The sequence below is a fragment of the Kitasatospora sp. NPDC059160 genome (genome assembly GCF_042755465.1).
In the GTDB taxonomy this organism is placed as follows: Bacteria; Actinomycetota; Actinomycetes; order Streptomycetales; family Streptomycetaceae; genus Kitasatospora.
On record NZ_JBHZCN010000060.1, the window covers coordinates 36,247 to 58,631 of the forward strand.

Here is a 22,385-nt window from a genome sequence, read left to right on the forward strand (position 1 = left end):
CAGCCCCTCGCCCCCGACGCCAGCCCGCTGGACTGAACCGTCGCGGCGCCCTGCTCCGCGATCGTGCCGGCAGCGGTGGGATGGGGCATCTCGGCGATCGAGGGACACAGCCCAGGAGCACAACCGGCGGCCACGCCGGAAGGCGCTGCCGGAGAACCGGCCTCGGACAACCGTGACAGCATCGCGCAGTGACGCCAGCCGTACCCCGGTGAAACGGGCACACGGTACCGATGCACCCCTATAAGAACGAGACAATGGAGGTATGCCAGCTGTACTGCCCTCCAGCCCTAAGGTATCGGCCCGGATGAGTCGCCAGACCAGCCGTGACACAGCGGCCGAGCTAGCCGTACGGAAGGTCCTCCATGCCTGGGGTTACCGCTATCGCACTCATTTCCCCGTGCCCGGCATGCGCCGACGCAAGATCGACATCGCGTTCACGAGAGCCAGGTTGGCCATTCTCATCGACGGATGCTTCTGGCACGGCTGCCCGGAGCACGCCACGAGCCCCAAGGCGAACGCGGACTGGTGGCGACAGAAGCTCGACCGCAACATCGCACGGGATCTGGACACGAACGCCCAGCTGATATCCGAGGGTTGGACGGTCATGCGCTTCTGGGAGCACGAGTCACCGGATACCGTCGCGCGCACGGTCGCCGCGGCCGTGGAAGAGAAGAAGGCGGCTCGCACAGCTCCTCATGAGGAGCCCTGTGACCGCGGACAACACCCTAGCGGCGAGGGGACTCCGCACGGAGCAGCGGCCCCGGTGTCGCGGACTCGACAGGCCAAGGGCACCTGACGCTCAGCGCACCCCTGGCTCACGACCAACCGATCGACGCATCGGCGGCGTTGTCGCGGCGGCCGGATAGACTTCAGCCCCATGAGCAGCCCAGGAGCACAGACCGACCCTCTCGACGGAGTCCGCATTCTGGACCTCTTCGCGGGTCCCGGCGGTCTCGACGTGGCCGCGCACTTCCTGGGGTTCAAGAGCGTCGGCATCGAATGGGATCGGAACGCCTGCGAAACCCGATATGCGGCCGGCCTGCCGACGTTCCATGCCGACGTCAGCATCATGCGCCAGACACGCTTCGACGAGATCCCCCGGTCGGTGGACGTGTTGGCCGGTGGCCCCCCATGCCAGTCCTTCTCCGTGGCGGGGCGTGGCAGCGGAAGGGCAGCGCTCGACACGGTGAAGGAGTTCATCCGCCGACTCGTCTCCGGCGAGGACGAAGCCCGGATCGACGAGGATCTCCACTCCCTGAACGTGGATCCTCGCACCGCGCTGGTGTTGGAACCCCTCCGCTGGCTGCTCAAGGCGATAGAGACCGAGGACCGTGACCCGTATCGGGTCATCGTCCTGGAACAGGTGCCTGCTGTGCTGCCCCTGTGGGACGTCTACGCCCAACTTCTGCGCAGTGGCGAAGGGCGACTCGGAGGCGTCAAGTACGAGGCGGATTGCTGGGAGTTGAAGACCGAGGAATTCGGAGTTCCGCAGACACGCACTCGAGCAGTGCTCATCGCGCGTCTCGTGGGCTCGGGTCCCGTCTCACGGCCCGGCACGACCCACCGCACCTTCGACGTACGTCGTGGAAAGGGCAGGGCAGGTCAGACGGAGGCGTTCGCGGTCGATTCCCGTCCCGCAGACAACTGGGTCTCCATGGCGGAGGCGCTCGATGCCGCTGACGTTCTGCCGGAATCGTCTGTCGACATGTCCAGGTTCCGTTCCAAGGGCCGGACGAAGTTCTTCGTCGTATCCAACTACGGTTCCAACGGCAACCCGAAGAAGCGTGGTCGGCGATTGTCCTCGGAACCCGCCTTCACCGTCACCGGAAAGGTGTCCCGCAACAAGATCTACCGGACACAAACGGATTACGAGGAGAACAAGTTCGACCGTTTCACGATCGCCGAGTCCGGAGTGCTCCAGACCTTCCCGCACAACTTCCCCTGGTCGGGCAACGATCGGGCTCAGCAGGTCGGAAACGCCGTGCCTCCCCTGCTCGGCATGCACGTGCTCGGCCACGCGCTGCACGACGCTGCGCCCTCGGACGCACAGTTGGCGGACTCGACGACCTGGCCGGAGGCGAGCGAGGACCTGAGCGCGCGTCTGCGTGACATCGGGTGCGGCGACCGGAGCCGATGCCCCGAGGACAGCCACAGGGTCAGCCGGACTCCCCGGAAGCCCGCCCCCTGACCGAGACGTCGGAGAACAGGTCCTCGAACCGGGCAACCAGCTGCTGCACCGCCTCATCCGGGACCCGTTCCTCGTCGGGTCCGTCCGGCAAGGTGTTCCGCGGAGTCGGAAGGGCCGAGGCCCCTTCCTCGATCCACTCGCGCAAGGGGTCTCCGTCACGATCGACGTCAGGAGCGATGACGTCGTACATCAGGGTGGCCGCTGCGGCGTTGATCGCCGGCATCAGGGCGTTGACCTCCCGCCCGGTCCGCACCGTTCCCCGCTCCAGGAGTCGGACCAGGGCCTGTGCGGTCGGGCGGTGGTCGATGACATCAAGCCGCACAGCGTAGTTGAGCATGTCCTGATAGCCGCAGGCGGCGACAACCGGCCGGTAGTCCGGGCCGTCACGGAACAGCTCGGCGGTCCACCAGAGCCTGGCGAACGCCTGCTTGTAGTGCGGGCCGACGAACCTGTCCCGGGCCACTGCGCGCGGTACCCCGTCGGCCTTCGGGTCGGGCAGGTGACGCCACACGACGTAGTCGGGCGCCACCCCGAGGGCCAGGTAGTTCCAGAATCCCTTCTCCGCGGCTTCCCTACGGTTCAGTCGAAGGGTTTCGTGGAGTCTCGGCGCCAACCACGCGTCCGCCGCGGTCGGCCGTTCGGCGCGGAACATGTCCATCGCGTCGTCGATCAGGTTCCGAACCCGGCACGACTCCGCTCGCACGTCATACCCGGGCAGCGGCTCCGCCACCTTGCTCAGGGCGATGGAGCGGACATCGTCCCGCCCTTCAAGCACTCCCGCCGTCAGGTACTCGGCGGCCTGTGCATCGGAGATCAGAGCGAGCCGCTCCGGCAGGTACTCCGGTCGGGAAGTCACGCGTGGGTCTCCTGCTCGAATCGTTCGATATCGCGGACAGCGGTGGTCAAGGCCTTGGGAACATCGGCGCGACGAGCTGCGGCGTACTGGATTCGCGGCTGCAGATCGGTCCAGCTCCCCTCGCCGACACGTCTGTTGTGGACTTCGCGCAGGGCCGCTTCGGCCGATCGTCCGGGGACGATGTCCGGAAGCATCTCCCGGAGCACCGCACCGCGCCAGTCCGGCGGGAAGAGCGGGGTCCCGTCCTCCTCGATCTCCAGATCTCCGATGGCCGTGTGGAACACCGCCGTCCACACCTCCGCGCACATCTGCGCCAGCAGCATCTCGCCCACCATGGTCTCCATCTTCGTGCCCGGGCTCTGCACGAGTGCGGCAAAGCCTTCGAAGTCGGAGTTCAGACGCACTGCGGGCATCCGTCCGGAGATGTCCACTATCCAGGGAACCTCCCTGAAGGGCCTCAGCCACTCCTTGCCTCGGGCGAAGCTCACGGTGGTGACGTCCAGTTGGCGATCCCTCAGTGGCGCATCGGAGGTCACGTCGACGAGCCACTCCTGCTCGGTGGACCCGATGATCCTGCCCATCACACCTCCCACCGTGGCAACCACGTGCACGGTAAGGGACGCCCGGTCGACGTGGCCGTCCCGGTCGAGCTCGATCTCCCCGATCCATTCCTTGCCGCCATCGGCGCCGGGCCTCAACCGGGCCACCGTTCGGGCGTTGGTGACCCCCTCCGTCAGAACGGCGACGACGGCGACATCCGACCAGTGCTTCTTCGTCTCGATCTCCCGAGCGGGCACCGTCACTGCGAGTGAGAGCCTGGCCGTGTGCCAGTCGTCCCGTTCCGCCATGCCGAGCGCGACGACCTGCTCGACCACCGACCACCCGCGGGACTCCAGGTGCTCCCGGCTCTCGCCCGGACCGCGCAGCCGGACCGCGGTGACCCTGGCCGTCACCGGGCCGGTCAACCGGGGGTAGGCGTAGGCCTTCATGCCTCGGCCCCCTTGCTCTCCTGAAGTTCGACGACGAGTCCGGCCAGCCCGGCTCGTACCGGATGTGTTGACACGTCAGTGACGCCGCGGAACACCGCGCGACGGCCCCCGCCCGGCGCGAAATGCAGCACGCCGTCGACCAGTTCGCAGTTGCTGACGGCGGCCAGCTCAGACCACCGAACCAACGGCCGTGGGCCGGAACGCACTTCCACCTTCGCCACCGGGCTCATCGCCCACGCCTCCTCCCCCGGCGACACCTTGACGACAGCCGTGATCTGCCAGGCGCCGGAGGAGTCGATGACGGCTTCCAGATCATCCAGCCTGGGCGGCGTGATCGTACCCCTGACCTTGACGGCGGGCTTCCCCGAGATCTTCAGTCGCCTGCCCACCCTGCTCGTGCCGTCACGCCTGTCCTTCCTCGCGACCGCGACGAGCTGCTGCACCGCCTTGTTGATCTCCGAGGTCATCGCCGCGATCCGACGGTGCGCCGAGGGCGAATAGCGCATTCTCAGTTCGTCGGTCTGACCCCACTTGTTGTGCTCCGGTGGTTCCGAGGCACGCAGGAACTCTTCCGCCTCGACGGCGAACGGCGCGTCCTCCCCCGCCGCCCGGCCCGCGAGCAGCACGGCTTGGAACGGATTGGTCCCGACGGGAAGCCCCGGCACCCGGCTGGTCCTGACCGTCATGCGGTTCCCGCGCATCCCGGTCACCTGGTTGATCCTGCCGTCCGCGTCCGTGGCATCGGTGACCAGCAAGACCGCCCGGTGCTCGCCCGCGGTGCCGGCGAGGCCTTCCCGCCCGGGAAGGTTCAGGCGCACCGTGGTGAGGGCCACCTGCCCTGCAGCAGTGAGCCGGTCCACCGTGGTGCCCGCCAGGAAGGCGCGGAGCGCGCGGGTACGTGCGGGCTGGTGCAGCAGGGGGTCGACCCGCTCCTCCGCGATGTGCGTCATACCGTTGCACATCGTTCGGACCGACGCCTCCAGGAGCGGGGGGCGATCCCCTCCCTCCGTCATCGCGGCCCAGAAGTTGCGTCCCAGCGCACCGACCAGACGCTGGTGCATGCGCTCCAGACTGTCCTCGTCCTCGCTCGGGTCACCGCCACCGTCCGCTCCGGCACCGACGAGGCTGGCCACGTCGTGCGCCCCCACGATCAGGAAGGACGTCCCGGGGTCCTCGTGTTCCCTGGCGAGGTGCAGGCGTTCGGCCGTCTCCTCGTCCGCCCACCAGGAACGGACCACGCTCGTGTTCTCCGCCTCGGGGTCGGGCTGCCCGAACCAGGCGGGACCCGCGAACCTCTCACCGCCCACCTCCCGCCACGGCAGGTCGAGCCGTCCGATCAACCGGCGCTCGGTGTGTCCCTCGTGCGGTTCGGAGAGCGTCGAGTTCATGAGCACGAGACCGAGCCGACTGGTGGCCCACAGGGTCGCCTTCCCGAGGCCGTACGAGCCGCCGGCCGAGGCGTCCGCCTTCCGGCTGTCGAGCTGACGTCGGACCACCGCCGCGAACCGGCCGTCCTCGTAGTCGTCGCCGGTCAGGCCGCTCGCGTTGTAGTCGTCGATCCGGAGCAGGACCAGCCGATTCCCCTCGGACATCTCGCGCAGACCTGTGCTGATGACGCGCCCGACCTTCTGGTCCTGTGCGGCGGCAGCCTCGTAGTGCGGTCTGAGGCGGTCCCAACGGATCGCGTCACGGAATCGGGCCAGGTGGTCCCCGGTCAGCTCGTGGAGCGTGTAGCGGACCCTGACCGGACGGTCGTTACGCCGGTCGCGCTCGTCCAGGCTGTTCTGCGTGGCTTCGCGTGCCAGCACCTCCAGATCCGCCTCGAAGGCGAACGCCGCCGCGTTGCCGAACTCCCGCCCACCGTCCTCGTGACCGGGCCGATGGTACCAGACGGGCGGTACACCGATGCCACCCGAAGAACCCTCAACCGTGGACGGCGGCCGTCTGATATCCGTGGCATCCATGCCGTGCTCGCCCACCGATCCGGCCGTCTGCGGACCGGGCACAGTCTCCTTCGAGGTCACCGTTCCCCCTCTCTCCTCGGAACTCTGCGTTGTCTTCGCTTTGCGGACCGTCCCGCGGCGGCCCGGGGCTCCGCCTCGTTCGGCCCGATCGAGAGCGGCCCGCTTCACGACCGCCTTCGACCGACGCCGCTCGGAAGCGGCGTTGTCCGGCAGCAGGCCGAGCAGGACACCGAGGTCCTTCAGCGCCCTGCTCTCGATCTGCCGAATGCGCTCGCGTGTGACATCGAAGCGTTTGCCGATGTCGTCCAGGGTCCACTGCCGGCCGTCGACGAACCCGAATCTCAGGAACAGCACCTCGCGATCCCGTTCCGCCAGTCCGCCGTCCTCGAACCACTGCAGGAGCTCCTGGCGTTGGAAACGCGACCGCAGCGCGTACTCCGGCCCCGGGACCGATGCCGTTTCGACGACCATCAACTGTCCGAGCGTCACGCCCTCACCCGCGGGCTGGTCCATCGAGAAGACCCTCCGTCGACCGAGTCGCAGGTACTCGGTCACCTTCTCCAGGGGCAGGTCACATGCAAGCGAGAGATCGAGGGCGGTCGGTCGGGTTCCTCGCTCGAGGAACTCCCGCTCTCTCCGCCGGAGTTTGTCGATCTCGGTCCCTATGTGGACCGGAAGCCGGATGGCCGCCCCTTCGTCCGCCACCGCGCGAGTGATGCGCTGGCGGATCCACCAGGTGGCGTAGGTCGAGAACTTGCACCCGACGGAGATGTCGAACTTCTCCACGGCCCGCATCAGACCGATGCAGCCATGCTGCAGGAGATCGTCGTAGTCGGGGTGCTCCGCCCGGTATCCCAGCGAATGCGCGGTACTCACGACCAACCGGCGGTTGTGGACGACCATCGCGGAGAAGGCCCGATACGGCTCGCCGTCGCGTGCGAGAGAAGCGACATAGCCCTCCGGCAGTTCTTCCTCCGCCGCGATGCCGTCGCGGAAGAGAAGGGTGAGCCCCACCTCCTCCTCCGCACTCAACAGATGCGCGTCCGGAGCCGGCCGCCTTCGATCGACTCGGAGCACGATCCGGGCCAGGCGACGTGCCGCTTCCAGGTCGTCGATGCGCACCGTACCCCGGAGCCGGTCGAGGTCCGGGATCCCCTCATCGTCATCGGGGCCGAACGAGGCGGCGTCCCCCGTGTCTTCGACGAACGCCGCTTCGGACCGGTCGGCGGGCCCGGGGCCCTCCCCCTCGTCGGAGGAGGAGTCCACCCGGCTCCTCAGGACCGAATGCCACAGGTCGACGGCCTGCTCCTCGTCGAGGCGCGCGGCCCTCACCACCTGTGCCAACGCGGACCTGGCGTCCACCCCTTCCGCTTCGAACCGACCGATCAGACCGACCAGGAAGTCCTGGTCGATGCCGTGAAGGCGCTCACCGAACGCACCACCGTTCACTATGATCGCCTCGCCCGCTCGCCGGTATCTGCCCGTAGTTCATCACTTAACCGGCCACTACTGCCAGCGACTGATCGCCACGGCCCGCACTCGAGAGCCGGAAGCCGGCATTCGGTATGTTGAAGATCTGTCGGTGAGGGTGGGGAGAATTGATGCGGATCATCCCGAGCGAGATCTCGAACAGCACGCAGAGCCGGGCCGAGCGCAGCGTCTTCACGGCGCTCAAAGCCATGCCTGACGCCCGGAGCGTCGCCCTGCACTCGGTCCACCTCCCACGGCACGCCCGCAAACGCGTCGGCGAGATCGACTTCGTCGTCATCATGCCGGAACTGCTGCTCTTCATCGAGGTCAAGGGCGGCCGCGTCTGCCAGCGGGACGGCAAGTGGTACTACGGGCCGTTCGGCACCGACGAGCGCCCCGGCGAGAGCCCCTTCGCCCAGGCCAGCGGCGGCATGCACGCGTTCGAGCGGCAGCTCGGCGAGCGGGTCGGCGATCTGCGCACGCTGAAGGTCCCGAGCGGATACCTGGTGATCACGCCGGACGTCGACCTCGACCGGACCACCGAGTTCGAGCCCGAGCAGTATCTGGGCAGCAAGGCCTACGCCGGCGGCCGCGGGCTGGCCGAGGGCATCGCGCGGGCCACCCGCTTCTGGCGCACACGCAACCGGTGGGCGGAGACCGACGTACCCGCGGCGCTGCGCGACAAGATGCTCAATGCCGTCCGCCCGGACTTCGACCTCGTACCGAACCTGCGCACCCGGCTGACGGACCTGGACGTGGCCTTCGAGCGCCTCACCAAGGAACAGTTCGACAGACTGGACGAGCTGGAGTCGAACCACCGCCTCGTCTGGACCGGAGGCGCCGGCACCGGCAAGACCTTTCTGGCTGTCGAGGCCGCGCGACGCAGCTCCGCCACCGGCAGCGTCCTCTTCACCGCCGCGAGCCCCACCCTGACCACCCACCTGGCCCGGATCCTCTCCGATCACCCGGTCACCGTCCTGCCGTTCGACCGGCTGGCGGAGGTCCAGGGTCAGGCCTTCGACCACCTGATCGTCGACGAGGCCCAGGACCTGATGACCTTCGACAGGCTCGGCGTCCTGGACGACCTGTCGGCGGGCGGGCTCGAACAGGGCCGATGGACCTTCATGCTGGACCAGAACAACCAGGTGCTCGCCCCGACGACCTTCGACCCCGAGGCATGGGACTACCTGCGCGGCATGGGCATGGTGTACGGGCCGATGAAGCGCAACTGCCGCAACACCGTGCAGATCGTCAAGGAGGTCCGGACGTACACGGGCGCAGACCTGGGTGTCGCCTCGGCCGGTGAAGGGGAATCTCCCGTCTTCCAGGACGTCCAGGACGTCCGGGACGAGGCCGCGCAGCTCGATGCCTACGTGAACGACCTGTTGCAGCAGGAGGTGTCCCCACAGGACGTCACACTCCTGTCGGTCGCCGGCGACTGGGAGTCGAGCTCCGCCCGCTTCTCGCAGCGCGTGTCCAAGATCGAACGCTTCACCGACGTGGTCGGCTCGGCTCGTACCAGGCGCAGGCTCACCTGGTCGTCCGTTGCCGACTTCAAGGGACACGAGAACCACGTCGTCTGTCTCATCGACCTCGAGCCCCAGCATCTGGACGGCCGGCTCGACGCGCTCTACGTCGCCTGCACCAGGGCTCGCGCCCAGCTCTGGGTCGCGTGCCGACCAGGCGTCAGGAAGACGCTGGGCGGCCTGGGAATGGCCGTGATCACACGAGCGGGAGCACCGAAGTGACCGACACTGAACAGTCGCTCTCCGCCCACCGGGACGCCTACGTCTCCTACCTCCGCCGTCAACTGGTCGGTCCCGGGCCCGAAGAGGAGGAACACCTCGTCGATCCGCCGGACCGCCGCTACCTGATGGGCACGCTGTACCCGCGCGGTTCCTCCATGCTCGAACACGCAGTGTCCGAGGGCGAGGAGAGCTTCGACGAGTCCGAGGCCGGGTCCGGCGAGGAGGACGGGTTCGCCGACGATCCGGTCGCCGAGGCCAACGCCTGGCTCCCTTCCTCACTCGGCTTCTCCTTCTTCACCGACGCCCGTCGAATCGAGGTCGTCTGCGAGGCCTCGCGCTACCTGACGCTCCGCGAGGGCGGGCGACGCAGTTGGGAACGACAGCCGCGGTTGTCGACTCCCCTGACCGTGGAACTCGGATCCGACTCTCCGGTCTCCTGTCTGGAGGGACACGGCCTGCTCCACGTCCGCTGGCGAAGCTTCGGCGCCGGGCACCTCGTCACCTGCGTCCTGTCCAACGCGCACAAGGAGGACGAGAGCCGGCACAAGGACCGGGAGCTGATGCTCTTCCAGGTCTCGCTCCGTGCCACCACGAGAGACGGCACCGTGCTCGAGTACCCGAGCACCCGCCTCAACAGCCGAGACGAGGAGGAGCAGGAGCTGCGCGTCCAGTACCGGCACATCATCACCCGTGCCGTGGGCCACGGATGTGCCGTCGTGTGGGACGACAGCTCCGGCCCGGTGACCGCCCTGCGCACGGAGGTCATGCCGGAACAGGTCGTCGCGCACATCAAGCCCGACGGGCCCCGGGACCTTCCGGTCCTCAACCTCGCACACCTGTCGAATCCCGAGCTCACTGTCGAGGAGCTGCGCGACGGGCTGAACTCGTTCGTCCTCGGGTACCGCAAGTGGTTCGAGACCCAGCAGTCCGAGGCCGAGTCCCTGCCGCGGTGGGCCTCCGCTCCCGCCGGGCGCCTGCTGAGCCGGATCGGCGCGGCGCTCGACCGGATGGCCTCCGGAGTGGCCGCACTCACCTCGTCGACACCCACCGGGGAGCGGGCGCGGTCGGCCTTCCGCCTGGCCAACCGGGCCATGGCGCTCCAGATGCTCCACAGCCGTCCCGAGCTGGCGGGCAGCCGCAGGCGCAGGAACAGCGAGGTGGTCGAGCTCACCGAGCCTCCCACCGACTACGCCTGGCACCCGTTCCAGCTCGCCTACTTCCTGCTCGTGGTCGAGAGCCTGATGATCCCGGAACACGAGGACCGACGGACCGTCGACCTCATCTGGTTCCCGACCGGTGGCGGGAAGACCGAGGCCTATCTGCTCACTGCCTGTTTCGAGATCCTCCGCCGCCGGCTCCAGTACGGCGTCGCGGGCGGCGGCACGGCGGTCCTGAGCCGGTACACGCTCAGTCTGTTGACCACGCAGCAGTTCCAGCGCACGGCGACCGCGATCTGTGCGCTGGAGTACATCAGAGCCGGGCACGACGGTGAACCGCGCCACGACCTCGGGCAGGAACCCATCAGCATCGGGCTCTGGGTCGGCCAGGAGACGACACCGAACAGGATCTCCGCCGCCGAGCAGGAACTCGACGCCCTGAAGCAGTCGCCCGAGCCGGACGACCGCTTCCTGCTGGAGCGCTGCCCCTGGTGCGGCACCGAGATCGTCCCCGAACGCAGCGGTCAGGGCCAGGACTTCGGTATCCACGCGAACGGAGGCGAGACCTGGTTCTTCTGTCCGCGGCCGACATGCGTCTTCCACCACCGGTTGCCCGTCGCCGTGGTGGACGAGCAGATCTATCGGGAACCGCCGACCTTCGTGCTCGGCACCGTGGACAAGTTCGCGCGCCTGGCCTGGGAGCCCGAAGCCGGCAACCTCTTCGGCAAGGACGGCAGACGGGCACCGTCGCTGGTGATCCAGGACGAGCTGCACCTCCTGGCGGGTCCCCTGGGCACCACGGTCGGCCTGTACGAATCCGCCGTCCTCGAGCTCTGCTCATGGCAGGGCACGACACCGAAGGTCATCGCATCCACGGCGACGATCCGACGCTCGCAGGACCAGATCCGAAGCCTCTACGGTCGTCCTGTGCAGTTGTTCCCACCTGCAGGTCTCGAGGCGGGTCGCTCCTACTTCGCCTCGCCCGACGAGGAGAAGCCGGGACGCCTGTACGTCGGTGTGATGGCCCAGGGCCACACCGCCTCCACATCGACCGTCCACGTGGGTGCCGCCGGCCTCCAGGCGCCGATGGACCTGGGAGGCGACGAGGCACGGCGGGACGCCTACTGGACCATGGTGGCCTACCACAACAGCCTCAGGGAACTCGGCCGAACCGTCACAATCGCCAGGGACGACATCCCCGCCCGACTGGAGCACCTGACCAAGGACGAATCCCGACGCCGCCGACTGGACGACAACTCGGTGGTCGAACTCACCAGCAACGTCCCGCGAGCCGATCAACCCCGGTTGCTCGATCGGTTGGGAAGACGGTTCGGGGAACAGGGCAGTGTCTCCTTCCTCGCCACCACCAACATGCTGTCGGTCGGTGTCGACGTTCCCCGGCTCGGCCTGATGCTCATGAACGGGCAGCCCAAGACGACTTCCGAGTACATCCAGGCCACCAGTCGCGTGGGCCGACGCGACGTGCCGGGACTGATCGTCACGTTGTTCCGGTCGACCAAGCCTCGCGACCGCTCCCACTACGAGTCGTTCGGTGTCTACCACCGTGCGCTCTACCGGCACGTCGAACCCACCAGCGTCACCCCGTGGTCGCTCCCGTCCCGAGATCGTGCCCTGCACGCCGTACTCACCATCCTCGTGCGCCACGGGATCGGGCTCTCCGCCGAGAACAAGGCTGGGGAAATCCTGGAGCACATGGACGAGGTCGCCCGGATCCGGGACCTCATCGTCGACCACGTGCGGCGTGCCGACCCGGACGAGGCCGAAGACACGGCGAAGCGCCTGGACGAGCGGATCGACGAGTGGCAACAAGCGGCCCAGAGTGCACGGGGCGAAGGCGGGCGACTGTACTACCGCCCTCAGGGCCGCACATTCAGTTCCCTCCTGACCGACTTCGGCAAGCAGGAGGGCCTGTGGGAGACGGCCCAATCGATGCGCAATGTCGACCGAGACTGCCTTGTCGTCGTCAGGGGGGCGTGAACGCCGTGAAGGACATCCGTCGCAAGGTCCGCAGGACGCAGACCATCGTTCCGTTCGGGGTCGGTGGGATCATCGACCTCCGAGGCGAATCGTTCGTGGCCGCAGACATCCGCAGCTGGTCCAAGACCGCCGTACGGGTGGAGTCCTCCCGGCTCGCGGCGAAACTGCGCGTCGAGGACTTCCGTTCGGCTCCCGTCATCCCGTCGGGGAAGGCGGCCTACACCAGCCGCAACGGGCCCACGTACGTGCGCTTCCCGAAATGGCTCTTCTGTCCCCTCTGCCGGTCAATGGCGTTCTGGAAGACCTCGCTCGAGGAGAAGGACCGGGTTCCCACCTGTGGGCGCTGCCCGGGCAGGCCGAAACTGGCGCCCATGCGTTTCATCCAGGTTTGTCGGGCCGGTCACCTGGCCGACATCCCCTGGGTTCGCTGGGCTCATTCCGCGAGCGAGGGACACGACCAACGACAGTGCCGGTCCCATCGGCTCCGGTTCCTCGCCACCCCCGAATCGTCCGGCCTCGAGGCCCTGCACGTCGCGTGCGAGACCTGCCACGCCCGGCGGGACCTCTCGGGGATCAGCCACAAGAACGTCCTGCGGAAGTTGGGGATGAACTGCCCCGGGACCCATCCCTGGCAACACGAGGCCGACGAACCGGAATCCTGTGAGGAGACACCTCAGGCAGTACAGCGCGGTGCGGCCAACGTCTACTTCCCGGTCGTCCACTCCGCGATCGACATCCCGGCCCCGAGCGGCCCGTCGGAGCAGGACCCCGCGGTCCAACTGGTCCTCGACAACCGCCTCTGGCCCGACTACCGGGACCGCTACGGCAGTCCGATCGCCGACAGTTTCCGGGCCATCATCGCCGACGAGTGCGGGGTCTCCGAGGAGTTGGTGGAAGAGATCGGGCGCCACGCCTCCGAACAAGGCGCCCCGTCCTCGCCGTTCGGCTCGGACGAGCACCTCAGCATCGCCGAGTGGGCGGCGTTCTCCGATCCGGAGTCCGTGCCCGCGTCGAAGACGTTCTCCGTGCGTCGGACGCGTCTCGACATCCCCGGCACCGCCCCGCACTCGATGCAGGAGCTGGACCGAAGGGTCGCCTCCGTCGTCGTGGCGGACCGGGTGCGCGAGGTCCGGGCGCTCGAAGGCTTCTCCCGTTACGAACCCAGCTCCGGCGACAGCGACGAGGGCGGTCGACTCGTCTCGGTCGACACCGCGAAGCGGGCGAAGTGGCTCCCCGCGGTCGAGACGTACGGCGAGGGAATCTTCGTGTCACTGGACGAAGAGCGACTGACCGACTGGGAGCGGCTCGAACCGGTCCGCCTCTGGACCCAACGGATCGAGCGGGATCTGACCACCTCGTTCAAGGTCGACCGGCTGAGGGACAAGTCGGGGCCGTTGCTGCTGCCGCGCTTCGTCATGCTGCACACGCTGGCCCATCACTTCATCCGTCAGCTGTCCTACGACAGCGGCTACAACGCGGCGTCCCTGCGAGAACGCGTCTACGCCCGGAGCCACCCCACGGACAGCACGTACCCGCCACAGGCCGGCGTGTTCATCTACACGGCTGCCGGGGACACCGAGGGAACCCTCGGCGGGCTCGTCCGTCAGGGTCGGCCGCCGTATCTGGGGGAGACGTTGATCCGCCTACTCGAATCGGCCCAGTGGTGTTCGCAGGATCCGCTGTGCGCCGACTCGACGGGTCGGTCGCTGGCCAACCTGAACCGCGCGGCGTGCCACGCCTGCACCTTGCTCCCGGAGACCTGCTGCGAGATCGACAACTCCCTCCTGGACCGGACACTCCTGATCGGCGGCAACGAGGTTCCCGGCTTCTTCCAGGAGGTGCTGCAGGCGGCCCTGTTGGAGTCGGCCGAGGCGGTGGAAGGGGTATGAGGTTCCCTTCGCTGCTGGAACTCGGGGGCGACCAGAGGGCGGTGGTCGAACTGCCGTTCCGGGGAAACCATGTCGTGACCGGTTCTCCCGGCGGGGGAAAGACCGTGATGGCCGTCTACCGTGCGTGGGCGCTGGCCGCGGCAGGCCGAGAGGTCGTCCTCCTCACCCGCTACAACCTGCTGCACCAGTACATCGCGCAACTGGCCCCGGAGTTGACCGGGTCGCCACGCGTGACCACTTGCGCCCGGTGGCTCAACGCCTTGTGGTGGGAGACCTTCGAAAGCGAACCGCCTCGGTCCGCCGAGGACGAGCGGCGCTACGACTGGGTCGAGATGCAGCGGAGCTGCGTGCTGCGGGGCGTCGGGGTGAGAACGCATCTAGTCGTCGACGAGGGCCAGAACCTACCGCTGGGCTTCTACCGCCTCTGCCGCGTCCTCGGTGTCGACGTCACGGTCTTTGCGGACGAGAACCAGCGCATCGGTGCGGAGGAGTCGGCGCTCTCCGAGGTCTGTCGAACGCTCGGTGTGCCAGCCGCTCCGGTGGAGTTGCGACAGGACCACCGGGGCAGCCGTGAGATCGCCCTGCTGGCATCGGAGTTCCACGTGGGCAACCGACCCGGGCTGCCGTTGCCGGCGCGTTCCGGCAGCATGCCGGTCGTCATGCGGGTTCCGTCCCTCGACGGTCTCCTCACCGGAATCGTCCAGTACTTCAACGCCCATCAGGACCGGAGCATCGGGATCATCTGCAGGTCGGTCCAGATGATCCGGGAGATCCAGGGCGGGCTGGCCTCCCGCGGGCTCGCGAAGATGACCCAGGCGTACGTCTTCGACGACCGCCACCGGAACGCCATGGACTTCTCGACCCGTCCCATCCGGATCGTCAGCACGGCGAGCGCGAAAGGCCTGGAGTTCGACAGCGTCTTCGTCCCCGACCTGGACTGCTACACCGAGGACCCGACCGGCGTGGAGGCACGCCTCCGCTTCCTCGTGCTCTGCACTCGAGCCCGCGAGGATCTGCACTTCATCCATCGAGGAACTCACGAGCCCCCCATCACGGCAGCGATCTCCGACGCCCTGCTGACACGCCACCACGGCTGACAGGACTCGCTCCCTACAGTGCGACAACCTCCCTGCATCCGCTCGACGTTTCTCACCGCGTCTCGTCGTCAAGCGCTCCGAGTTTGCACTGGTCGTGAAATGATCTTCCATCCGGTCCATGTTTCCGCAGGTCAGGGGCATGTTCGATCACATCTACGACCTGTAAGAGTCCCGGCCCCGGCGTGAGCGGGTCCCTGTAGGTCAGCTGATCGCTGACCTACAGGGACCCGTTTCGTGCAGCACGGCCGTCGCGCCGGGCGGTGCGGGGTTATTCGGGGGTGAGGGCGAGGACGGCGAGGTCGTCGGCGAGGAGGCCGGCGTACTGGTGGACGTCCTGGGCCAGGAAGGAGACCACTCGGTCCGGTGCCGTGCTGGCCAGGGCGGCCAGGCGCGGGGCGAGGGGGTAGAAGGCGCCGGTGGAGTCGCGGGCCTCGCTGACGCCGTCGGTGTAGAGCAGGACGGTGTGCCCAGGGGGGAGGGCGACGGTCGTCGGCTTGGCGGGTTCGTCCTCGGGGCGGAGGTGGCCCAGGCCGAGCGGGAGTTCGTCGGTGCAGGCCACCGGGGCGATGGTGCCCCGGCCCAGCAGCAGTGGGGTGGTGTGGCCGCGGTTGACGAACTCCACGCAGTCGGTGCCCGGGCGGTACTGGAGCAGGACGGCGGTGACGAACAGCTCGTCGTCGCCGCGGTCGGCCGCGTCGCGCAGCACCGCGCGGTCCAGCTGGTCGGCGAGCTCGACCAGGCCCGGGGTGTCGTGGGCGGCCGCCCGGAAGGCGCCGAGCACGTCGGCGACGGTGCGGACCGCGCCGAGGCCCTTGCCGCGGACGTCCCCGAGCAGCACCCGGACGCCGAAGCGGGTGTCGCACACCTCGTAGAGGTCCCCGCCGACCAGCACCTCGGCCTGCGCCGGGCGGTACAGTCCGGCGACCCGCAGGCCGCCGGCCCGCTCCGGCACCGGCCGCAGCACCGTGCGCTGCAGGGTCTCGGCGACGGTGCGGGCCTGCAAGAGGGTGCGGTTCTGCCGGGTGCGCTGCCAGGACAGGGCGGTGCCCATCACCCCGGACAGCGCGGTGGCGATGTACACCCAGACGTGGTGCTGCTCGTTGACGTGGCCCGCGCGCAGGGCCAGCAGCAGCTGGAGGGCCAGCGCACCGCCCGTGGTGGTGGCGGTCAGCACCGGGCCGTAGCTGAACGCGGCCACCACGGGCAGGGCGGTGAGCAGGAAGCCGGCCGCCACCGCGTCCGGGACGACGGCCTCGGTGGCCAGGTCCAGGAGCAGCAGGACCACCGGCAGCCAGGGCACCCAGCGCGGCACCCGGGACTGCGCGACCGCGAGCTGCGGCGGGCGGGGGGCGGACACGGCGGGGGCCTCCTGGCTGACCGGACCTGGGCGATTCGCCAGGAATGACAGGATTGGTCCCTCCATGCTCCCCCACGGACGCCCCCGTCACGAATGGCCGACGTCCCGGGTTCCGGCGCGTGGACCGCGCCGGGCCGGGAGAGGACCGGGAGTGGGGGGCAAGGGCGCGGTCAGCGGAGGGTCACCGGCAGCGTCTCGTAACCGCGCAGCACCAGGCGGTCACGCCGGGTCGGGGCGCCGCCCTGGGCGAGCCCGGGGAAACGGTCCAGCAGGGCGGGCACCGCGAGCTCGCCCTCCAGCCGGGCCAGCTGGGAGCCCAGGCAGAAGTGGGTGCCGCCACCGAAGCTGAGCGGCTGGCTGTCCGTGCGCGACGGGTCGAACACCGCCGGCCGCTCGTACCGGGCCGGGTCGTGGTTGGCCGCGCCGATCAGCAGGGTCAGCCCGCTGCCGGCCGGGACGGGCAGGCCCTCGACCGACAGGCCCTCCTCCAGGGCGACCCGTGCGGTGGCCTGGACCGGGGAGTCGAAGCGCAGCACCTCGTCGGTGAACCCGGCCGGGGTGACCGCGCCGCTGCGCAGTCCGGCGGCCACCTCGGGATGGCGGAACAGCAGGGCGAGGCCGTTGCCGAGGAGGTTGGTGGTGGTCTCGAAGCCGGCCACCAGCAGCAGCACCAGGTTGGCCAGCAGTTCGGTGCCGGACAGCCGCCCGCCGTCCTCGACGGCGACCCGGGCCAGGTCGCTGACCAGGTCGTCCTGCGGGCGGGCCAGCCGTTCGGCGATCAGCGCGGTGAAGTAGTCGGACAGCTCGTCGGCGGCCCGGTCGGCGGCGCCCAGCTCGTCGAAGTCCTGGGTGACCTCCAGGGCGACGGTCAGGTCGGAGGCGAGGTCGCGGAAGCGGTAGCGGTCCCGCTCGGGCACGCCGAGCAGCTCGCAGATCACCCCGACCGGCAGCCGGAAGGCGAAGGCGTCCATGAAGTCCACCGGGGAGCCGTCCGCCCCCTGCTCGGCCATCCCGTCCAGCAGCCGGCCGATCGCCGCCTCCACCGCGGGGCGCAGGGCGGCGACCCGGCGGGCGGTGAACACCGAGGCGATCAGCGAGCGGACCCGGGGCTGGTCGGGGGCGTTGCGCTGGAGGATCGAGCGGCCGAACAGGGCGAGCGAGGAGTGCGCGGCGAACTCCGGGGCGAGGCCGGCCGTCATCTCGGCGGTCGCGACGCCGAAGGCGGGCGTGCGGAGCACCTTGTCGACCGCCGCGTAGCCGCTCACCACGAACATGCCGTCCCCGGCCGGGGCCACCGGGCCGAGCTCGTGCGCCCTGGCGTAGAGCGGGTACGGATCGGTCCTGACCTCCGTGGTCATCAGCTGCTCGATGATCGCGGCGCCGTCCATCTGGTGCTCCCCTCCGACGTGCTGGTTCCTGGTTCGTGAACAGCGGGCGGGCACGGCGGAGTTCCCGCCGCCGACGGACCCGGCGGCGCCGGACTCGGAGACGGACCGGAGACGGACCGGAGACGGACCGGGCCCCGGGCCGGCGGCGACGGGTCCGGGGCCGGGCGGCAGCGCGGATAGGCTGGTCGGCATGGAGATCTGGATCAATCCGCGGTGTGGCAAGTGCCGGTCGGCGCTCAACGAGCTGAACGCCGCCGGGGCGAAGTACACCGTGCGGCGCTACCTGGAGGACCCGCCGACCGCGGCCGAGCTGGAGCAGGTGCTGGAGCGCCTGGGCCTGGAGCCGTGGGACATCACCCGCACCGACGAGCCGGTCGCCAAGGAGCTGGGGATGAAGGGGTGGCCCCGGGAGGCGGGCGAGCGGGCGCGCTGGATCGCGGCGATGGCCGAGCACCCCGTGCTGATCCAGCGCCCGATCATCACCGCGGACGACGGGCACGCCGTCGTGGCCCGGACTCCCGAGGCGCTCAAGTCCGTTCTGCCGTAGGCGTTCCGACCTGCCGTGGGCGTTCCGGGCCGATCGGTCAGTGGAGCTGGGTCCGCTCCACCGGCCGGCCCGGGTGCCAGTTGAGGACCCACAGGGCGTCGCCGTCCAGGCTGGTGTGCACCACCTGCTGGAGATCCAGCCGGAAGAGGTGGAACGGGGTGGGCGGCGGCTCCGGCAGGTCGGCCGTGAAGGCGGCGAGCTCGTTCTCGTCGGTGACCTCCACCGCGCGGCCGGAGAGCTTGGAGTCCCCGCCGGCCATGGTCTCGTCGCCCGGGTGGGCGTGCAGCGCGAACCGCGCGTCCCGCTGGAGGTCGCGTGCCTTGACCGCGCCGTACATCGACCCGAGCCAGGCGTCGGCCCCGACGAAGTCGACCTCCGACCCGCTCACCCGGGGTGAGCCGTCCTTGCGCAGCGTCGCCAGGACGTGGTGCTTGTTGGCGTCGAACCGGGCCCGTACCAGGGCCGCGAGTTCGGGTGCCTCGTGCTCGAAATCCTGCCAGGTAGCCATGGCGCCAGTCTGGCACCCGGCACCGACAACCGCCGGGTACGAACGGTGCCGCGCGCGCGAGGGGGTGCGGTGGGCGGGCGTTGTCGGTGGGCGGTGCCAGACTGGCAGGGTGACCACCTCGAACGCCTCCACCCGGTACATCGCGTTCCTGCGCGCCATCAACGTCGGCGGCCGCACGGTGAAGATGGAGCGGCTGCGGGCGCTCTTCACCGAGCTGGGGCTGGCGGACGTCCGCTCGTACATCCAGACCGGCAACGTCTTCTTCCGGACCGACGAGCCCGACCGGGCCGCGCTGACCGCGCGGATCGAGGCGCACCTGGAGCAGGCGCTCGGCTACCCGGTGCCGGTGCTGCTGCGGACGGTCGACGAGGTGGCCGCGCTGCTCGCCGCCGAGCCGTTCCGGGGCGTCGAGGTCACCCCGGACGTCCGGCTGGTGATCGCCTTCCTCTCCGAGCCGCTGCCGGCCGAGCTCTCCGGGCCGCACCGCTCGCCGAAGGGCGACTTCGAGGTGCTGGGCACCGATCCGGGCGCGGCGTACGTGGTGGTCCACCTCCAGGACGGCAAGTGGGTCACCAAGGAGATGTTCGGTAAGTCGTACCGGGGGGCGGTGACCTCCCGGTTCCTGCACACCACGGAGAAGATCCTGGCCGCTGCCCGGAAGGGCTGACGGCCCGACCGAGCGGGCCGGAGGCACCCGACCCGGCGGGAACCGTGCAGGTGGAGCGGGCGTCTGTCGCTCAGTGAGGTACGAACCATGCGCCGGAACCGCGCGCGATCTGGACAGTCGAAGCCGGTCGAACCGACAATCGGGCCATGACGCAGCCTGAGCTCCCCACCGGCGCCGTCCGGCCCTCCGACGCCGAACGGGACCAGGCGCTCGGGCTGCTCAGGGACGGCGCGGGCAGCGGCCGGCTGTCGCACGACACCTTCCTCGGCCGGATGGACATCGTCCTCCAGGCCACCAGCCGCGACGAGTTGGACGCCGCGGTGGCCGGGCTGCCCACCGGCGGGCCGGTCGAGCGCTTCGTCCTGCGGACGGTCGGCCGGGCCTCCGCCTTCGGCGCCCGGCTGAACCGGGCCTGGCGCACCGAGCGTCTGCCCGGGCTGAGCCTGCCGCAGGCCGGGGCGGGACTGCTGACGATCGGCCGGATCCCCGGCTCGGGGCTGCGGCTGCACGACGCCTCGGTCTCCCGGAACCACGCCGAGTTGCGGCACGAGAACGGCGGTTGGGTGCTGTACGACCTCGGGTCGACCAACGGCACCCATGTGAACGGGCGGCGGATCGCGGGCGGGATCCCGGTACGGCCGGGCGACCAGGTGCGGTTCGGGAACCTGGAGTTCCGGCTCGCACCGCACTGAGTCGCCGGAAGCCGCGCCCCCACACCCCGCGTCCCCCACACGCCGCGCCCCACACCCGCTCCCCGACCGTCGGGGTCAGTGCGGGAACTGCCGGGGCGGCCGTCGGCTGGGCAGCTCGTCCCGGAACTCCTCGATGAGGGTGGAGATCTGGCGGGTCAGCACGGTGTGCTCCAGCCGGTCCAGGTAGCGGTTCTCGGCGGCCAGCGCCTCGACCGTGACGCCGAAGTAGAGCGTCATCAGCGGATTGACGAAGAGCTGCCCGCCCTTGGTCCGCTCGGTGAACTGCACGTCGCCGAACTCGCCGCGCAGCGCGGCCGCCACCGAGCCGTTGACGATGCTGGGGTGCTCCGGGAAGGCGGCCCGGGCGTGCTCGACGGCGTCCAGGTAGAGCGCGCCCTCCCGGCTGCCGCGCGGGATGGAGAAGGCGCCGAGGTAGCCGCCGGCCCGGTCGATCGCCGCGAGGTTCTCCAGCACCAGGGCGTGGTTGACGCCGTGGTGGGCGTCGATGCCGAAGCCCAGGCAGGCGACCAGCCGTTCCGGCACCTCCGTCAGGCCCGCCACGGCGGCCAGGCTCGCCATGTCCTCCTCGGGCGTGCCGAGTCCCGTCTCGTCGCCGCGCATCAGGATGTCGGTGCCGCCGTCCACCAGCAGGATCGCGTCCACGTCCAGGTGGGCGACCAGGGTGCGGTAGGCCTCGCGGAGCAGTCTGACGCCCACGGTCGGGAAGGCCCACACGGTGTCGGGCATCCCGTGCAGCCGCAGCCAGCGGGCCAGCGTGCGTTCCGGGAAGTAGCCCTCGGGGGCGGGGGTGTCGGGCCCGATCCTGGCCACGTCGGGCTGGTGCCAGACCTCGCCGGGCAGCCCGTAGAGGTGGGTGAAGGAGAGGTTGGCCAGGTGCACGTCCTTGCCGGCCGCCCGCAGGGCCAGGGCGATCGGGAGTCCGGCGTAGACGTCGAAACCCCCGCCGGCGCCGGCGATCAGAATCCGCTCGGCGGCCAGCAGCCGGGTGATCAGCGGGGGTTGCAGCAGAGAGGTCACCGCCGGACGGTAGCGCACGGGTGGTGGCCTCGGCCCGGAATTGTCAGTGCCGGGTGCCAGGATGCGGACATGACCCAGGATGCGGGCATGACCCGGGACACCGCGCTCACCTCCGACGTGCTGCTCGAAGCCCAGGAACGGGCAGGCGAGTTGATCCGGTGCGGCTTCCAGGAGCCGGACGAGATAGCCGAGTCCCTGGTCGAGGTCCTCGACGACCAGGGGCTGACGCAGGAGGAGGCGGAGCGGATCGTCGCTCCGCTGTGGGAGGAACGGCTCGCCGAGCAGGCCCACTGGCCGGAGTTCACGGACGTGGACCGGCTGGAGCGGGCCTTCGACCTCCTGGAGGACCAGGGCATCGTCGCGGCGATGGACTTCACCTGTTGCGCCGCCTGCGGCTACGCGGAGATCGGCGGCGAGGCGGACGAGGACTCGCGGGGCTTCGTCTTCTTCCACCAGCAGGACACCGAGGCGGCTGCGGCCGGGCGCGGGCTGATGCTGCGCTACGGCGGCTTCCGCACCGGGGAGGAGTCGGGCGGGGCGGAGTCAGGCGGGGCGGCGGAGCAGCGGACGGTGGAGATCGGCCGGGCCGTGGTGGCCGCGATGGAGACGGTCGGCCTTCCGGTGGAGTGGGACGGCTCGCCGCACACGGCGATCCGGGTCGCTCCGCTGGAGTGGCTCAACCGCCTGCCGGAGTAGGGGCAGGAGCAGCCGCGCGCCGGGGAGCGCTGCGGCGGAACGGATGCTCTTATGGATGTCAAGCAGCGATGGTGAGCTGCTCGGTGGTGGTGCTCGGTGTGCTGGGCGTGGTCAGGACTCGGTAGATCTCTCGGGC

15 protein-coding genes and 3 pseudogenes are annotated in these 22,385 nt (G+C 69.7%); 10 read left to right on the forward strand and 8 right to left on the reverse strand.

The annotated features are described in order from the left end of the window. Positions 1 to 262 precede the first annotated feature (262 nt). Both ACFXOZ_RS24785 and ACFXOZ_RS24790 read left to right on the forward strand, forming a co-directional pair. Positions 263 to 685, forward strand: a pseudogene (locus ACFXOZ_RS24785) (very short patch repair endonuclease); the annotation flags it as partial. Positions 686 to 877: 192 nt separating this feature from the next. Next, the gene (locus ACFXOZ_RS24790; RefSeq protein WP_380592720.1) at positions 878 to 2,188 is read left to right on the forward strand and encodes a DNA cytosine methyltransferase; all 1,311 of its coding nucleotides are present in this window, start codon (positions 878 to 880) and stop codon (positions 2,186 to 2,188) included. Here the strand turns inward: ACFXOZ_RS24790 and ACFXOZ_RS24795 are convergent. The 4 genes and pseudogenes from ACFXOZ_RS24795 to ACFXOZ_RS24810 all read right to left on the reverse strand — a co-directional run. Continuing rightward, a complete protein-coding gene (locus ACFXOZ_RS24795; protein ID WP_380592722.1) occupies positions 2,157 to 3,044 on the reverse strand; it encodes a DUF6339 family protein in 888 nt (295 codons plus the stop codon). The genes ACFXOZ_RS24790 and ACFXOZ_RS24795 overlap by 32 nt on opposite strands. Next, positions 3,041 to 4,033 carry a hypothetical protein gene (locus ACFXOZ_RS24800; RefSeq protein ID WP_380592724.1) on the reverse strand — a complete coding sequence of 331 codons (993 nt, stop codon included), beginning with the start codon at positions 4,031 to 4,033 and terminating at the stop codon, positions 3,041 to 3,043. Before ACFXOZ_RS24800 ends, ACFXOZ_RS24795 begins: the two co-directional genes overlap by 4 nt. Continuing rightward, positions 4,030 to 5,937: pseudogene (locus ACFXOZ_RS24805) on the reverse strand (transcriptional regulator); the annotation flags it as partial. The gene ACFXOZ_RS24800 and the pseudogene ACFXOZ_RS24805, both read right to left, overlap by 4 nt. Positions 5,938 to 6,240: 303 nt before the next feature. Then, a pseudogene (locus ACFXOZ_RS24810) lies at positions 6,241 to 6,900 on the reverse strand (RNA polymerase sigma factor RpoD/SigA); the annotation flags it as partial. 698 nt (positions 6,901 to 7,598) lie between these two features. Here ACFXOZ_RS24810 and ACFXOZ_RS24815 point away from each other — a divergent pair. The 4 genes from ACFXOZ_RS24815 to ACFXOZ_RS24830 are packed head-to-tail and all read left to right on the forward strand — an operon-like array spanning position 7,599 to position 15,356. Further along, complete coding sequence (locus tag ACFXOZ_RS24815; protein ID WP_380592726.1) at positions 7,599 to 9,215, forward strand: NERD domain-containing protein; 1,617 nt, start codon at positions 7,599 to 7,601, stop codon at positions 9,213 to 9,215. After that, positions 9,140 to 12,370: a helicase-related protein gene (locus ACFXOZ_RS24820; protein ID WP_380592728.1), complete on the forward strand. Its 3,231-nt coding sequence runs from the start codon at positions 9,140 to 9,142 to the stop codon at positions 12,368 to 12,370. Before ACFXOZ_RS24815 ends, ACFXOZ_RS24820 begins: the two co-directional genes overlap by 76 nt. Beyond that, positions 12,367 to 14,259, forward strand: a complete 1,893-nt coding sequence (drmB, locus tag ACFXOZ_RS24825; protein ID WP_380592730.1) for a DrmB family protein — start codon at positions 12,367 to 12,369, stop codon at positions 14,257 to 14,259. Before ACFXOZ_RS24820 ends, drmB begins: the two co-directional genes overlap by 4 nt. Then, positions 14,256 to 15,356: a DNA helicase gene (locus tag ACFXOZ_RS24830; protein WP_380592732.1), complete on the forward strand. Its 1,101-nt coding sequence runs from the start codon at positions 14,256 to 14,258 to the stop codon at positions 15,354 to 15,356. The genes drmB and ACFXOZ_RS24830 overlap by 4 nt, the downstream gene beginning before the upstream one ends. Positions 15,357 to 15,624: 268 nt before the next feature. Here the strand turns inward: ACFXOZ_RS24830 and ACFXOZ_RS24835 are convergent, their stop codons facing one another. Together ACFXOZ_RS24835 and ACFXOZ_RS24840 are read right to left on the reverse strand one after the other, a co-directional pair. After that, on the reverse strand, positions 15,625 to 16,713 hold the full coding sequence (locus tag ACFXOZ_RS24835; protein ID WP_375892604.1) for a PP2C family protein-serine/threonine phosphatase: 1,089 nt from the start codon (positions 16,711 to 16,713) through the stop codon (positions 15,625 to 15,627). Between the two features lie 170 nt (positions 16,714 to 16,883). After that, entirely contained in the window at positions 16,884 to 18,101 is a 1,218-nt protein-coding gene (locus ACFXOZ_RS24840; protein ID WP_380522748.1) for a cytochrome P450, read from the reverse strand. A gap of 190 nt (positions 18,102 to 18,291) precedes the next feature. On the opposite strand from ACFXOZ_RS24840, the gene ACFXOZ_RS24845 reads away from it, so the two are divergent. Then, positions 18,292 to 18,648, forward strand: a complete 357-nt coding sequence (locus tag ACFXOZ_RS24845) for an arsenate reductase family protein (protein WP_375892608.1) — start codon at positions 18,292 to 18,294, stop codon at positions 18,646 to 18,648. 37 nt (positions 18,649 to 18,685) lie between these two features. Here ACFXOZ_RS24845 and ACFXOZ_RS24850 read toward each other — a convergent pair whose 3' ends face one another. Continuing rightward, positions 18,686 to 19,156, reverse strand: coding sequence for a pyridoxamine 5'-phosphate oxidase family protein (locus ACFXOZ_RS24850; RefSeq protein ID WP_380592734.1), 471 nt, complete (start codon positions 19,154 to 19,156; stop codon positions 18,686 to 18,688). A 109-nt stretch (positions 19,157 to 19,265) separates the two neighbouring features. On the opposite strand from ACFXOZ_RS24850, the gene ACFXOZ_RS24855 reads away from it, so the two are divergent. Both ACFXOZ_RS24855 and ACFXOZ_RS24860 read left to right on the forward strand, forming a co-directional pair. After that, the gene (locus tag ACFXOZ_RS24855) at positions 19,266 to 19,823 is read left to right on the forward strand and encodes a DUF1697 domain-containing protein (RefSeq protein ID WP_375892612.1); all 558 of its coding nucleotides are present in this window, start codon (positions 19,266 to 19,268) and stop codon (positions 19,821 to 19,823) included. Positions 19,824 to 19,969: 146 nt separating this feature from the next. Beyond that, positions 19,970 to 20,515, forward strand: coding sequence for an FHA domain-containing protein (locus ACFXOZ_RS24860; RefSeq protein WP_375892613.1), 546 nt, complete (start codon positions 19,970 to 19,972; stop codon positions 20,513 to 20,515). Positions 20,516 to 20,590: 75 nt separating this feature from the next. On the opposite strand, the gene ACFXOZ_RS24865 is transcribed toward ACFXOZ_RS24860, so the two are convergent. Beyond that, on the reverse strand, positions 20,591 to 21,553 hold the full coding sequence (locus tag ACFXOZ_RS24865) for a DUF1152 domain-containing protein (protein ID WP_380592737.1): 963 nt from the start codon (positions 21,551 to 21,553) through the stop codon (positions 20,591 to 20,593). Between the two features lie 69 nt (positions 21,554 to 21,622). Between ACFXOZ_RS24865 and ACFXOZ_RS24870 the strand changes: the two genes are divergently transcribed. Next, positions 21,623 to 22,249, forward strand: a complete 627-nt coding sequence (locus ACFXOZ_RS24870; protein ID WP_380592739.1) for a DUF6891 domain-containing protein — start codon at positions 21,623 to 21,625, stop codon at positions 22,247 to 22,249. Positions 22,250 to 22,385 lie beyond the last annotated feature (136 nt).